The sequence below is a fragment of the Flavobacterium kingsejongi genome, from assembly GCF_003076475.1.
Classification (GTDB): Bacteria; Bacteroidota; Bacteroidia; order Flavobacteriales; family Flavobacteriaceae; genus Flavobacterium; species Flavobacterium kingsejongi.
The window spans coordinates 987,239-1,002,145 of record NZ_CP020919.1 but is presented as its reverse complement, the minus strand read 5'-3'; the positions used below and the strand labels follow the sequence as shown (position 1 = coordinate 1,002,145).

Annotated in this window: 13 protein-coding genes; 7 read left to right on the top strand and 6 right to left on the bottom strand. The window is 40.8% G+C overall.

Annotation, left to right across the window (positions count from 1 at the left end):
* Positions 1 to 71: 71 nt before the first annotated feature.
* The 6 genes from FK004_RS04295 (at position 72) to FK004_RS04270 (ending at position 6,673) form a co-directional block, all read left to right on the top strand.
* Positions 72 to 1,013 carry a PorP/SprF family type IX secretion system membrane protein gene (locus FK004_RS04295; protein ID WP_108736147.1) on the top strand — a complete coding sequence of 314 codons (942 nt, stop codon included), beginning with the start codon at positions 72 to 74 and terminating at the stop codon, positions 1,011 to 1,013.
* A gap of 22 nt (positions 1,014 to 1,035) precedes the next feature.
* A complete protein-coding gene (gene folB / locus FK004_RS04290) occupies positions 1,036 to 1,395 on the top strand; it encodes a dihydroneopterin aldolase (protein ID WP_108736146.1) in 360 nt (119 codons plus the stop codon).
* Between the two features lie 234 nt (positions 1,396 to 1,629).
* Positions 1,630 to 2,817 (top strand): phosphoglycerate kinase, encoded by a 1,188-nt coding sequence (locus FK004_RS04285; protein ID WP_108736145.1) that lies wholly within the window; start codon positions 1,630 to 1,632, stop codon positions 2,815 to 2,817.
* A gap of 211 nt (positions 2,818 to 3,028) precedes the next feature.
* Positions 3,029 to 5,077, top strand: coding sequence for a LysM peptidoglycan-binding domain-containing protein (locus FK004_RS04280; protein ID WP_108736144.1), 2,049 nt, complete (start codon positions 3,029 to 3,031; stop codon positions 5,075 to 5,077).
* A 110-nt stretch (positions 5,078 to 5,187) separates the two neighbouring features.
* Entirely contained in the window at positions 5,188 to 6,159 is a 972-nt protein-coding gene (locus FK004_RS04275; RefSeq protein WP_108738747.1) for a DUF4837 family protein, read from the top strand.
* A gap of 67 nt (positions 6,160 to 6,226) precedes the next feature.
* Complete coding sequence (locus FK004_RS04270; RefSeq protein ID WP_108736143.1) at positions 6,227 to 6,673, top strand: GNAT family N-acetyltransferase; 447 nt, start codon at positions 6,227 to 6,229, stop codon at positions 6,671 to 6,673.
* On the opposite strand, the gene FK004_RS04265 is transcribed toward FK004_RS04270, so the two are convergent.
* The 4 genes from FK004_RS04265 to rnpA form a co-directional block, all read right to left on the bottom strand.
* Positions 6,674 to 7,540 carry an OmpA family protein gene (locus tag FK004_RS04265; RefSeq protein WP_108736142.1) on the bottom strand — a complete coding sequence of 289 codons (867 nt, stop codon included), beginning with the start codon at positions 7,538 to 7,540 and terminating at the stop codon, positions 6,674 to 6,676.
* Between the two features lies 1 nt (position 7,541).
* A complete protein-coding gene (locus FK004_RS04260) occupies positions 7,542 to 8,366 on the bottom strand; it encodes an OmpA family protein (RefSeq protein WP_108736141.1) in 825 nt (274 codons plus the stop codon).
* On the bottom strand, positions 8,366 to 10,003 hold the full coding sequence (locus FK004_RS04255; RefSeq protein WP_108736140.1) for a S41 family peptidase: 1,638 nt from the start codon (positions 10,001 to 10,003) through the stop codon (positions 8,366 to 8,368). The genes FK004_RS04260 and FK004_RS04255 overlap by 1 nt, the downstream gene beginning before the upstream one ends.
* A 103-nt stretch (positions 10,004 to 10,106) precedes the next feature.
* Complete coding sequence (gene rnpA, locus FK004_RS04250) at positions 10,107 to 10,496, bottom strand: ribonuclease P protein component (RefSeq protein ID WP_108736139.1); 390 nt, start codon at positions 10,494 to 10,496, stop codon at positions 10,107 to 10,109.
* A 411-nt stretch (positions 10,497 to 10,907) separates the two neighbouring features.
* Here rnpA and FK004_RS04245 point away from each other — a divergent pair, with 411 nt between their 5' ends.
* Positions 10,908 to 11,150 (top strand): hypothetical protein, encoded by a 243-nt coding sequence (locus tag FK004_RS04245; RefSeq protein ID WP_108736138.1) that lies wholly within the window; start codon positions 10,908 to 10,910, stop codon positions 11,148 to 11,150.
* Positions 11,151 to 11,225: 75 nt separating this feature from the next.
* Here FK004_RS04245 and FK004_RS04240 read toward each other — a convergent pair whose 3' ends face one another.
* The gene (locus FK004_RS04240; protein WP_108736137.1) at positions 11,226 to 13,100 is read right to left on the bottom strand and encodes a M1 family metallopeptidase; all 1,875 of its coding nucleotides are present in this window, start codon (positions 13,098 to 13,100) and stop codon (positions 11,226 to 11,228) included.
* Between the two features lie 175 nt (positions 13,101 to 13,275).
* Positions 13,276 to 14,874, bottom strand: coding sequence for a S8 family peptidase (locus FK004_RS04235; protein ID WP_108736136.1), 1,599 nt, complete (start codon positions 14,872 to 14,874; stop codon positions 13,276 to 13,278).
* Positions 14,875 to 14,907: the final 33 nt, after the last annotated feature.

The following is a 14,907-nucleotide window of genomic DNA, read 5'->3' as shown; positions in this document are numbered from 1 at the left end:
GCGGCAGGTATAGCAATATACCTGCCTACCGCGGTGAGAGCCAGTAACGGGATATTTAAACCATAAATACCATGAAAAAAATTTACACACTGTGTTTTTTAGGTTGCCTTTGGAATGCGAAGGCACAAGAACTGGCGATTCCGACTTTTACACAATACCTGGCGGAAAATCGTTTTGTGATTGCGCCCTCGTATGCGGGAATTGGGGATAACGTGCAAATCCGGCTCAATGGGCTTACGCAATGGGTGGGGATCAAAGATGCTCCGGATAACCAGTCGCTGGCTGCCGATATGCGGCTTGGCGATCGCTCCGGGATCGGCGTTTTCCTGTACAATGACAAGAATGGGAATACACGCCAGTCGGGAGCCAAATTTTCGTTTGCACACCACCTGATCCTGGACAAGTACAGTGACGAATTCCTGTCTTTGGGATTGTCCTACAACATGAACCAGTTCCGCCTGCAAATTGAGAACTTCAATGGTCCCGATATGGGTGTGACCAATGATCGGTCTGCGGTGAATCATAATTTTGATGTTTCGGCCCTGTACCGTTTCGAAGAGTTTTATATCAGCCTTGCGGCGAGCAATATCCTGAACAAAGACCTGAACGACCTGGCAATCAATGAGCCTAATGTATTACGCAATTACCAACTGTATACCGGATACACCTTCAAGAAAAAATATTCCGACCTCGAAGTAGAGCCGTCGATGTATATTCAGCTTTTTGAAAGTGACGGCCGGTCCACAACCGATTTGAACCTGAAGTTGCGCAAGAGAAGCAAGAATGGCGAAGATTATGTATGGGGTGGTGTTTCCTATCGTTTCCTGAATGACCAACTTGGAAGCCCCCTGAATATCGGGCCAATGGCAGGACTGAAATCCGGTAGTTTTTACTTTGCCTATTCCTATCAGGTAACGACAAACAACCTGATGTCCCACAACTCCGGAACCCATATGGTGACGTTGGGTGTGGATATTTTCCAGGGCATTAGTAATTGTTCTTGTACCTTTTAATTTTTCCTGATATCTTTGTGATATGGGAATTATTAAGCTAAAAAATATACGTACTTTTTCCTACCACGGATGCCTGGTAGAAGAAAGCAAAATCGGCTCGGATTATGCTGTCGATCTGGAGATCAAAACAGACATGCGCAAATCTATGGAAACAGACGAATTGCATGATACCGTAGACTATGTGCAACTGAACCGAATAGTCAAGGAAGAGATGGCGATCCGTTCCAAATTGCTGGAGCACGTCGCACATCGTATCGTACAACGCATTTTCAGGGAGATTCCCTCCGTTTCGACCATCATCCTCGGGGTTTCGAAACTCAATCCACCTATTGGTGGTGATGTGGAATCCGTTACCGTGCAACTGGAAGAATACCGTTCCTGATGCATTTTGGGAAACTGTAAAAAACGCTGTAGTAAGTGCCACACTTGTACAGCGTTTTTTACATCCGCTGGCCGGAGTTCAGGATTTGAAATGGAGATAAAAGCAGGGAACATGCGAAAAAGAAAACGTTTTCGTAGGATCGTAACAATTCATTAATAGCTTTTTGAGATATTTTTTTGATGGAAAAAGTTATATTTGTCGGTCACAAATTTTAAATAAATAAAAGTCACAACTATGAAAACTTTACAGGATTTCGATTTCAAGGATAAAAAAGCATTGGTTAGGGTAGATTTTAATGTGCCTTTGGATGATCATTTTAAAGTAACAGATGCTACGCGAATCGAAGCGGCAAAACCTACGATCGATGCCATCCTGAAGCAGGGTGGAAGTGTAATCCTGATGTCCCACCTGGGAAGGCCAAAAGGAAAAGAAGCTAAATATTCGCTGGAACATATCGTAGCCAAAGCTTCTGAAGTACTTGGTGTGACTGTAAAATTTGTAGCAGACAGCAGAGGCGAAGTAGCACAAAAAGCGGCTGCAGACCTGAAACCGGGTGAAGTATTGCTATTGGAAAACCTGCGTTTCTACGGCGAAGAAGAAGCGGGAGATACTGCTTATGCAAAAGAACTGGCTTCCCTGGGCGATATTTATGTAAATGATGCTTTTGGAACAGCACACCGTGCACACGCTTCCACTACTATCATTGCACAATTCTTCCCGGAACATAAAGCATTTGGTCTTTTATTGGCCAAAGAAATTGAAAGCCTTGATAAAGTATTGAAAAGCAGTGCCAAACCAGTAACAGCAGTTTTAGGAGGATCTAAAGTTTCCTCTAAAATTACCGTGATTGAAAATATCTTAGATAAAGTAGACCATCTGATTATCGGTGGTGGAATGACATTTACCTTCATCAAAGCGCAAGGCGGTAAGATCGGGGATTCCATCTGTGAGGATGACAAACAGGAACTGGCTTTGGAAATATTGGCCTTGGCCAAACAAAAAAACGTACAGATCCATTTACCGGTAGATGTAATTGCTGCAGATAATTTCAGCAATGATGCTGCAACGCAGGTAGTGGACGTAACTAAAATTCCGGACGGATGGCAAGGACTGGATGCAGGACCAAAATCCCTGGAGCAGTTTAAAAAAATAATATTGGAATCCAAAACAATCCTTTGGAATGGCCCATTAGGCGTTTTCGAAATGGAAAATTTCGCAAAAGGAACGATTGCATTGGGTAATTTTATAGCAGAAGCAACCGAAAAAGGAGCGTTTTCACTGGTTGGTGGAGGAGACTCTGTAGCGGCTGTAAAACAATTTGGACTCGAAGAAAAAATGAGTTATGTCTCTACGGGAGGCGGTGCTATGCTTGAAATGCTCGAAGGTAAAACACTACCCGGAATTGCCGCAATTCTCGACTAACGAATCACAATTAACAATAAAAGTTTATTTTTTTAGTTATAACTGTTTATGTTTGTGTTTCAAAATTGTTTATTTAATGATTTGAAATCTAATCTGTTACTCAGTTTTTGTTCCCAAAAAGACAAATAGTTTTAGACAATACGTATGAAAAGGAAAATGAATTATTATGGTGTATCCATAAAACTTAAGAAAAATAAAACTCAAATTAAAGATGAATAAAAGAACATTTTTGCCTCTGTTACTTCTCTTTGCGGCACCGGTTGTGCTGGCTCAGGAAAGTACCGAGCAGGACCTGCTGATGGCTGCTCAGCCGAGATTATCCACATTAGATTCTTTGAAATTAACGTTTGTACACCATGAAGAAGCAGCTTGTTTGGACAGCTTGTGGATGAGTGAGTTAGCGAATACGGAGCTTTCGGATGAGATGTTTTCGGATATTTCAAAAATCAATCCCGATGAGAAAGTAGATTATGATTTGTCCACGGACCTGTTGAAAGAACGGCTTGCGGCTATGGACGCAAAATCACCTTTCAATATTGAATACAACCAGGGACTGGAAAACGTAATAAAATCCTTCCTGAAAAACAGAAAACGTTCATACGAGCGTTTGATGGCGGTTTCAGAGTTTTATTTCCCAATGTTTGAAACGGCTTTAGCCAAGTATAACGTACCGTTGGAGATTAAATACCTGGCGATTATTGAATCGGCCTTGAATCCAAGAGCAAAATCAAGAGTAGGAGCAGCGGGATTATGGCAATTTATGTATGCTACCGGAAAACAATACAACCTTGATGTTACTTCCTATGTAGACGAAAGAAGTGATCCATTGAAAGCAACAGAAGCTGCCTGTCAATACCTATCCGGGCTGTACAATATGTTTGGAGACTGGGATTTGGTACTGGCATCATATAACGCAGGGCCTGGGAATGTTACCAAAGCAATTCGCCGTTCAAACGGGCAAAAGAATTACTGGAACATCCGTAAAAACCTTCCAAAAGAAACCCAGGGATACCTTCCGGCTTTCTTAGCAACGATGTACATTTACGAATACCATAAAGAACACGGTATCAATCCTAAAAAAGCACCTGTGGCTTATTTGGCAACTGATACGATTATGGTAAAAAAGAAAATGACATTCAAGCAAGTATCCCAATTATTGGATGTACCGGTTGCACAATTGCAATTCATGAATCCGGGTTATAAACTGGATGTGATTCCTTTTGAAAATGCAACCAACCATTACCTTAGGCTTCCGGTAGATAAGATTGGTTTGTTTACGTCAAATGAAGATAAGATTTATGCTTACATCCAATCAGAAGATAATAAGAGAGAAAGACCATATGAAAGCGCTTATGCTTCCAGAAGTACTTCTGCTCCTGCTGATTCTTCCCGTGCTGTAGCCAGTACGAATGTGGCGAAAACAAAAACAAAATTCCATACGGTAAAGCGTGGCGATACACTGGGTCAGATTGCAAGCCGTTATGGTGTAAGTCTGGCACAGGTGAAAAGCTGGAACAAATTGCGCAGCAATAATGTGCCTTTGGGCAGAAAGCTGAAAATTGTACAGCAGATCAATGCAGTGGAAATTGAAACCGCAGTAGCTGTAGCGGAACCGAAAGTAGAAAAAACAAAAGCAAAAGAAGGTTTGATCCTTAAAAAGGAAATCGAGAAAACATCGGATATATATGTGGTACAAAACGGGGATAACCTGAATAAAATCGCACAGAAATTCGGAGTAAGCGTTGAAGACCTTAAAAAATGGAACAACCTGAAAACAGACACTGCACCTTTGGGCAAAAAACTTAAAACAGTAGTGGATAATGAAGCGATTGCACAGAACGATGGCGATGCCAAAGAAGGACTGATCATTGATAAAGAGATTGACCTGGCAACAGCTACTGATTATGTAGTAAAAGCAGGTGATAACCTTGGTAAAATCGCACAGAAATATAATGTAACCATTGACGATCTTAGAAAATGGAACGACATGGAAGACAATACTGTGAAAGTAGGCAACAAGCTGAAAATCATTACTAATGATGTTGTAGCTTCCGTTGATGTAAAAGAAACTAAAACGGTTAAAAGCACTAAAAAAGAGTTTACACCAGAGAAAGAACAGTTTTACACGGTGAAGAAAGGGGACTCACTTTATACGATTTCTAAAAAATATCCTGGAGTTTCTATCACGGATATTAAAAAGTGGAACGGTATTAGTGGGGAAAGTATCAAACCTGGAATGAAACTGAAAATTAACGGATAATACGTTGAATTTCGATTGATTATATGAATCCCGGCAGGTTTTACACTCGCCGGGATTTTTATTTTTACGCAATTGCTGTAGTTTTGCATTCCGAAAAAAATAGTGCCCCCATGAAATATTTTACGCTAGTAGTCTTTTTTGCAATGACCATGGCCAGTTGCCACAATCATCAAAAAGACGATGCCGGCCAGGAATCCACAGGTGATATCAATGATGTGACCATCGTCATTGATGACCCACTATGGAATGGTGAAGTAGGTGATAGTATCCGGAAGAAATTGGCCTCCCCAATTGAAGGCTTGTTTCAGGAAGAACCGCTTTTTACCATCAACCAGTGTACTACGAAAGCTACCACTGATTTTTTCTGCCACAACCGCAATATCGTAATCATTAAAAAAGCGAATGCCAATGCATTCAGCATTAAGGAGGATGAGTTTGCGAAAAACCAGACCGTAATCCATATTACCGGAAAAAATATCCCCGAACTGATTTCGCTGATCGAGAAAAAATCAGATACCATAATCAAGAGGCTCAAACAGGGTGAAATTCTGGAATGCCAGAAGCGCAGTGCTGTGGCGGCACTCGATTGCAAAAAAATCATTGAGCGGTTTCGGGTATCCTTAAAAATACCGTCGGCTTATACGTATGCGGTTACCAACGACCATTTCATCTGGCTGAAAAAAGAAATCCCAAGTGGAAATGCCAGCATCCTGATTTACCAGGTTCCGATGAGTTCCATTTTAAAAGACCAGAATGTCATACAGCATATTGTGAAAAACAGGGATTCTATTGGTAATCTCTATGTTCATGGTACGCAGGCGGGCACTTATATGATTTCCGAAGAATCCTATTCGCCTTACATCCAACAGATAAAACTGGAAGGGCGCAAAGCTTTTGAAACCAAAGGGCGCTGGGAAATGAAGAATGATTTTATGTCAGGTTCCTTTCAGAATTATACGATTATTGATGAAAAAAACAAACGCATATTGGTGATTGAAGGATTTGCGTATGCGCCGTCCATCCCCAACCGTGATATTATGTATGAACTGGAATCCATTGTGAAATCTGTTAAGTTTTTTTAAAAACAATAGGATGTTGCAGTGTGATATCGATATATTTGGAATTGCATAAACCTTAAATGAATTACCCATGACCCTAACTTGGAAAATAAAGCCTTTTGAGACACTTTCTGCCACTGAACTATACGAAATACTACGGCTTCGTAGTGAAGTCTTTGTCGTAGAGCAAAACTGCGTTTATCAGGATGTGGACGGTAGAGATGTGCAGGCCGTACATGTATTTGGCGAATTCGAAGGAAAAGTAGTGGCCTATGCCCGTATTTTTGACAAAGGATTCCCGTATGAAACCGCTTCCATCGGTCGGGTAATTGTAAAGCAAACGGCAAGAGACCAAAAACTGGGTCGGGTACTAATGGAAAAAGCGATAGCTGCTGTAGCTGAGCGTTTCCTGCAAACGACCATTACGATTTCAGCACAATTGTACCTGCAAAAATTTTATGAAAGCCTTGGTTTTACCGCTACCAGCGAAATGTACCTGGAAGATGATATTCCTCATATCGAGATGGTGAAGCGTTAATTAGTCCGATTTTGTAATTAAGATTTCTACTCTTTTATTTTGTTGCTCCCTTCCTTGTCGAAGCGGGAATTGTCTGCCATAACCTTTGTATTGCATTCTTTCTTTGGCAATCCCTTTGGAAAGCAGGTAATTGTATACCATCAATGCCCGGGCTTCCGAGAGATTTTGTTTTAACGTATCTTCGTCATAGGCATCCCGGGTAGCAGCATCAATGCAACAAACATGACCCTGGATTTCAAAATGAAGCTGTGGATTTGCTATGAAAAATGTAGCAATCTTGTCCAGCTCTTTCTCTGATTTTTTAAGTACAATACTTCTTCCCCCCTTAAATGCCAAACCTTTCATAAGGATACGATCTCCAGGTTTTAAAGTCGCTGAAAGTGTGGTGTATTCCGGTTGTATTGTTTTGGGAGCGACGATGATTTCAGGCTCTAATGCAGGATTTTCAGGAAAGACAGGTGTAAGTACTTTGGGATAGGTCTTCCATTGAATCACCATGTCTGCCCTTCGGTTACGACGCCTGTTATTTTCGATTTGTATTTTCGTATGATCGGCCGTAGCTATTTCGCCTTTTCCTTGCGCTTGTTTCAGAAGATTCAAAGTGAATAAACCCGCTACATTTTCGGCTCTTCTCTGGGAAAGGCCGATGTTGTAATCGAGACTTCCACGATCATCACAATAAGCCAGTATAAAAAGGTTCGCAATCGAATCCTGTTTCGCGAGATAGGGTGTGAGTTTATTGTGTTCTGCCGGACTCAGTTGGAAACTGTCGTAGTCAAAATAAAGGGTCAGTTTTTCAGGAAGCTGCTGTCCATTGGCCAATGCCTGGAAAAGTAAAAAAAGAAAAGGCAATCCTTTTTGAAGCATATTATATTTTGGTAATTACCAGTTCGACCCTTCGGTCGTATTCGCTTTCTTTTCCTAAGGGTTGCGTGGTGCCATAGCCTTTGAACTTCATACGGTTTTTGGCGATTCTTTTCAGGATAAAATATTTATAGACATTTTCGGCACGGTTGGAAGAAAGTTGTCTTTTTTTGGTATCCATATCGATGGCTTCCCTTTGATAAGGAGGGGTACAGCATACATGGCCCTGAATTTCAAATTCATAATTTTTATACTTGTGCAGCAACCGGGCGACTTTATCCAGTTCATTTTTAGTCGTGATGGTCAGTTTGCTGCTGCCCCGTGCAAAAAGGAGGTCATTCAGGAAAATGCGGTCGCCCACTTTGAGGTCCTTGCTCAGGGTATTGTAAATTCCATTGCCTTCTACAATCACTTCTTTAGGCAGTTCCTTGAAGTTGATTACAACATCTACCCGACGGTTTTTGGAACGTACTTCCGGAAGGTTTTCGACAATATCATCATCAATGAGCACACGGCCTTTACCTTCGATAGTAACGATGATTTTATTTTTAATGCCGTTTTCGATAAGCTTATTTTGAATGGTAGTAGCGCGATTATTTGACAACTTGAAATTGTAAGCATCCTTTCCACGATCATCGCAATAGCCGTAAATACTGATGGATTCGATACGGGTCGAATCTGTGGCTTTGATAAAACCCACAACACTTTCAGCCTGTTTGGCATCCAGGTTGAATTTGTCAAATTCGAAATATACGGAATGTACTACCTGCTCCTGGGCGTGCAAACAGCCAAAAGAAAGTAAGAAAAGGAAAGTAAAAAAGCGTATCATTATTTTTTAAGTATGGTGTTGTACTGTGTTGGATTTTTCAGCACGTTGAGTGCTTCCTTGATTTCGGCGTTATTTTGAGTGTAATAGTGGTAAAGCCCTTCTTTGTATTGGTACCTTTTGATGATTTCATCCAGCAGCAATTCTTTAATTTCCGCTTTGTTCTTCGTCAGTTCCGCATCTTCGGTTTTCTTTAAAGCGGTTAGTAGCTGTTCGTATTGTATTGTAATCGATTGGTCTATTTTTTCCTTTTTAGCCGCCTCCAGTGTGGTTTTTAATGCCTTTTCGGTTTCCGTATCATAGGAGAAATTTTCGGTTTTCAGGTATTTTCTGAAATCTTCGTAGTCGGCATCGGTAAGTACAGGGAGTTTTTCGCCCATATCCGCGTGTTTAAAGTAATATACAGTAGCGTAGTTAAAGATGCCATCGTTTTTTACTAAAGCTTCTGTAATCGGGCTGAATTTAGATCCGGCCAGTTCAATATCCGGCTGGATGCCTCCACCATCAAATACACTTCTTCCTTTACGGGTCTTGAAGGCATTGTAATTTTTGGCATCGGTACGGATGGCTTTTCCATCTTTATCTTTGTGGGCATAATCCAAAGCCTGGATGCATCTTCCCGATGGGGTATAATAACGGGAAATGGTTACTTTTAGCTGTGTGCCATAGGTAAGGTCAATCGGGCGTTGTACCAGCCCTTTTCCATAACTGCGGCTCCCGATAATTACGGCCCTGTCCAGATCCTGTAAAGCACCGGCGACAATTTCAGAAGCAGAGGCACTCCGGCCATCCACTAAAATCGCTAATGGAATATCTAAATCCACTGGATTTTTTAACGTCTTGTAGGTATTGTTGTTTTTTTCAATATGCGATTTTGTGGTCACAATTGTTTCATTTTTCGGAACAAAAAGGTTGCAGATCTCCACCGCTTCACCCAATAGCCCTCCGGGATTGCCACGAAGATCAAGAATGATACGCTCTGCGCCCTGGGATTTTAATTTTTCGAGGGCTTCTTTTGTCTGTTGGGAGGCTTTGGTAGTAAACTGGGTAAGTACAATATAACCGGTTTTATCATCTACCATAGCAAAGAAAGGCACTGCTTTTACATCCACTTCATCCAATACGATCTGGGCATCGTATGTTTTTCCCTGGCGTTTATATTTGATATTTATTTTGGTGTTTTTGGCACCATTCATCAATTGGGACGCATCTTCCTTAAAGTCAATCAGGCTTACATCGCCAATCTGGATTATTTCATCTCCGGCTTTTAATCCAGCTTTATCGGCAGGATAGCCTTTATATGGTTCCTTGATGATGAGCCTTCCGTCTTTGCGGTTCACAATAGCACCAATGCCGGTGTACTCTCCGGTATTGTTGATTTTGAATTTAAGGACATCCTGCTCATTAAAATAAACAGTATAGGGATCCAGGTCGGCCAGCATGCTTTTGATGGCTTTGTCCATCAGCTCCCCGGGATTGGTTTCGTCCACATAATTCATATTGACGGTTTTGAACAGGGTTGTAAAGATTTCCACCTGTTTTGCAATTTCAAAAAAATCATCTTTGAAGCTGACACCTACAAATAGGAAACCACTCGCCAGCGCCGGGAGGATATATCTTTTTTTAAGTAAAGTATACATAGCTGTACTGTTTAAGTTGTTTTGAAGCAGTGATTGAGACTACTAAAGTAAAAAATAAAAGATTAAATATACGCAGCAATCCATTTATCTCGCTATAAAACCCTTAGGTTGGGGTATCATTATTCAGCTGTTGCGTGAATTTTTCAAAAAGCTGAATGGTTTTGGTGTTGATTTCCTCATAGGTAAGGCGCTCTTTTGTTTGGTAAAAGAACATCATAGCATACGACCCGGATCGTGCAGTATCAGGAAGCAGGTGTTTGTTGAGTCTGTAACATTCACGCAATACTCTTTTGAAGTAATTCCGGTCTACTGCTTTTTTAAAATATTTTTTGGAAACGGAAACACCGAATTTCATGAGTTCGCCTTCTGGCAGGGCACCACTTTTATACACCAGGCGTAACGGATATTTGGAAACCGATTTTCCATCTTTAAATAAGAGGTCTATGGTAGTACGGCTTTTTAGTTTCTCCGCTTTCGGGTACGTGAAATTCATTGGGTATTCGGGTTTATTGGGGCAAAGATAGCAAGATTATCAAGACACCAGTTATTCCGTACTATAGTTCTCGTCCATACTGTAAACTACCTCCCCGGTTTATTTAGGAATTATCGTTACTGTTGCGGATCCGTACCTTACAGGTTTTCAGGGACAAATGAGGTAAACTCCCCATTTTTAACAGATTTTTTCTACAGTTTCTACATAATCTAAAGGCCCCACAGAACAGCAAAAAAGAGCTTAAAAGCGATAATACAAATACACTATTTCTATATCGATGAATGTGAATCCCTTTAAACGTGGGGTATTTTGAGCAGTATTGATATGATGTTGGCGTAACGTCAGGTGGGCATTCCGGATTCGTGGCACTTGTATTGCCTATACTATTATGAACTATTAAAAACCAATATTATGAAAAAGTTAATTTTAAGCGCATTAATGCTGACAGGAGTAAGTGTTTTTGCACAAGAAGCCCCAGCAACAGAACAACCACAACAAGCTGCTCCAGCAACTGAAGTTCCAGCTCCAGCACCGCAAAAAGCACAAGCTACTGCAACAACAACTACTGAGACTACTAAAAAAGAAGCAAAAGCAGCCGTTGAAGCAGATAAAAAAGCAAAAGCCGCCGCTACAAAAACGGCAAAAAAAGACTAATTAGCATCACCCCAATAAAAAGACCTCCTATATTCTGGGAGGTCTTTTTATGTATAGCGGTAAGATCACATCAAATTACAGCTTGATGATATTGTTTTCTCTTTTTACATCAGCGGTCATCTCAGTAGGATCCAATACGATCACTTCAATATCTGATTTTGGACGGTTAATGGTAAATTCATAATTTGGATTTCCCCAGAACCAATCTCCCAATACGGTTCTGTGAAGCTGCGGGAAAGGGTTCTCCTTTACAAAATTCATCATGCGAAGTGGAATATAGAAAGATTCTTCACTACCGTCTTTGTATTTTACATACACCTCCTGTGGCATAGGCATTCTACCGATACGCTCTAAAGCAATGGTTGTTTTTCCTTCGTTTTCTTTGACTTCTTTGATCCCATAATCGATGGTATTAGTCGTTTCGGTCCAGTCCATCAGGTACCAGTCCAGTTCGGCACCGGAAACTTTTTCAGCCACTCTTTTGAAATCATTAGGAGTAGGGTGCGTAAATTTGAATTCGGAATAGTAGCGTTTTAAAGTTTCCATCAGTTTATCATAACCGATAAGATACCCCAATTGCGAAAGGAAAACACTTCCTTTGGAATAGGAAGAAATGCTATACAGGCGGTTTTCATCATAACGGTCGGCATGGGTTCCCTGGGGTTGTTCTTTGCCGGAATTCGCCATATTGATATAGCCTTTGTACGAATCTTTAAACGGATTGTCTGATTTTTTGTTCAGGACTTTATCGACACCCAGATCTTCAATGAAAGTGGTAAATCCTTCATCCATCCAGCTGTGTTTGGATTCATTGGTGGCAAGAACATGCTGGAACCAGGAATGGCCCATCTCGTGTGCGGTAACACCCACAAGCCCTTCAAAACTGCCACTACCTACAATAAGCGTACACATGGCATATTCCATACCGCCATCACCACCCTGGATGACAGAGTATTGCTCATAAGGATATTTACCAACGATCTGGTTGTAGAATTCCATAAGCTCAACAGCTTTAGGTTCCATTTTTTTCCAGTTCTCCATGATTTTAGGATCATTTTTGTAAAAGAAATGAAGCGTAGCACCATTTGGTACCTGTGCCGTATCATGGACGTAATTTTTATCGGCTGCCCATGCAAAATCATGCACATTGGGAGCAATAAAATGCCAGGTCAGTGTTTTAGCCTTTTTGTCCATTTTTACGATTGTGCCTTTGTCCTCGTAACCGTGACCAATTTCGTTTTTGTTTTGCAGGTAGCCGGATCCACCAATGGTAAAGGCTTTGTCTAACGTTATTTTGACATCAAAGTTACCCCAAACACCATGGAATTCCCTTCCGATATAAGGATCTGCATGCCAGCCTTCAAAATCATACTCTGCCAGTTTTGGATACCATTGCGTCATGGAAAGTTCAATACCCTCACTATTGTTACGGCCGGAACGACGGATTTGTACCGGTACCTGGCCATCAAAATTTAATGTGAAAGTCGTTTTCTGTTTTGGCAAAAGGGGATGCGCAAGAGTCACTTCCAGTACAGTACCTACCGTTTTGGTTTGTGCCACACTGCCATCCTGCATGAAATTGGTAATTTTAAGGAATCCGATTTCATCAGGCTTCAGGGTTTTGATTCGGCTTTCCTTGACAGTTTTATCAGCCGTTTTAAATGTTTTTACCATTCTGCCATCCGGATCTTTGATGTTTTGCAGGCGTAAATCCATTTCGCTTCCCGGTTGGAATGCGTTGGGATAAAGATGGTAAAATACTTTTTTCAGGGTATCGGGCGAATTGTTGGTATACACCAGTTCCTGTGTTCCCTGGTAATTGTAATTCTTGGCGTTCATTGTAACGTCCATTTTATAATCGACATGCTGTTGCCAGTAATAAGGCCTTTCCTGGCTCTGTGCTGTAAAGCTTCCGGTGAGGAGCAAAGAGAAAAATAGGATTTTTTTCATAAGGATAGTATATAAAACAAATTGTAAGCGTAATTCTTTTTAATTCTAATCAGCAAATCTGTAAAGGAAATAGAGAAGCCTTTATTTTCGGATTAGGGGAACGATTGTTAGGTGTCAAAAGTATAAAAAAAGGGAAGGATTTTCATCCTTCCCTTTTTAAAATCCTCTAAAAATATTATTTAGAAAGCTTATCCGCCATAATAAGTGCGTTATAAGCATTCACCATTCGGCCTGATTTGGAAACTTCAGAGAATGGTTTTACATCATCTTTATCACCACCAACAATCACATCAAGTTTTGGCTGAAGCCCGGATTCCATTAAAATCTGTTTTACCTGTACTGCAGATAATTTCGGATAGTAGGAACGGATTAAAGCAGCAACACCAGCTACGTTTGGAGAAGCCATTGAAGTACCCTGTAGGTACTCATAGGTATTGTTTGGTGTAGTAGAGTAGATTTTCATTCCTGGCGAAAATACATCTACATTTTTCTTACCATAATTAGAGAAATCAGCTAACAAATTGATGTTGTATGGTGTGTTAAGCGCACCAATGATAATCACATTGTTGGAAAATTCCGGGTCATTATTGTAGGAATCGTTAGGGTATTTGTTGGTAACATCAAGGTCGTACGAATCATTACCGGCAGCAATTACTACCAATACATCTTTATCCGCTGCATATTTCAATGCATCCAGTACCCATTGTGGATGTGTGGAATAGTATTTTCCAAAACTTCCGTTGATTACTTTAGCACCATTGTCTACTGCATAGCGAATCCCTAATGCAATGTCTTTATCGTATTCGTCACCATCCGGCACGGCACGAACAGCCATAATAGCTACATTATTAGCAATACCATCACCACCTTTACCATTATTTCGGGAAGCGGCAACAATTCCGGCTACGTGGGTTCCGTGTTTGGCTTCTGTTTTATCAGGACCCATCACGTTATTGTTTCCGTATTTATTATCACTAAGGTCATCTACGTTGTCACCAACGATTTTTCGGCCGTTAAATTCCATATTCAGGGAATAATTCAACTGGCTGTAATAGTGGTCTTTTGCCCCTTGGATTTCTTTGTCAAATTCATCTTTGGAGATCTCGCTTAAGATCTGGATGAATCTTGGTTTTACCTGGTTCACCAATGAATTGGTAGTAGTCAGGGTTTTCAGGTCCTCAATAGTATAGTTTGATTTTTTCAACTCAGTTTTAATAGCTTTGTCAGCATTGAGGATAAAATCGATTTGTTGTTTTCCGGCCATTGCTTCAGCATATTCTTTATCATATTCTGCCTTAGCTCTTGCGTAGTCCGGGTTTTTAGTATCTCCTTTTTTCAGGATACGTACCAATTCCATATTTTCATGGATGGCATCACCCAAAAAGTTCCAACCGTGTACGTCATCGATGTAACCGTTATTGTCATCATCAATTCCGTTTCCTGGGATCTCTTTAGTGTTTGTCCAAATAACATCCACCAAATCTTCATGTTCAATATCCACACCGGAATCTACAATTCCCACGATTACTTTTTCGCTTTTGCGGTCTTTTAAGATTTCTGCATAGGCTCTGTCTACACTCATTCCGGGAATGGAATCTTTCAGCAGGTCCAGATGGCTCCAGCGTTTTAATTGCGCATCCGCGATTGGTGCTTTTTTGGCGACAGCCATGTCAATATTGGTGATTGCCGGAGCAGTAACTTTTTTTGTAGTTCCACAGCTTGCCAGTGCAAGTGCCAAAACAGCCGAAACATAAAGGGGCCTGATTAATCTCATTACGTAGTTATATTTAATTTCTAAAGTAGATAG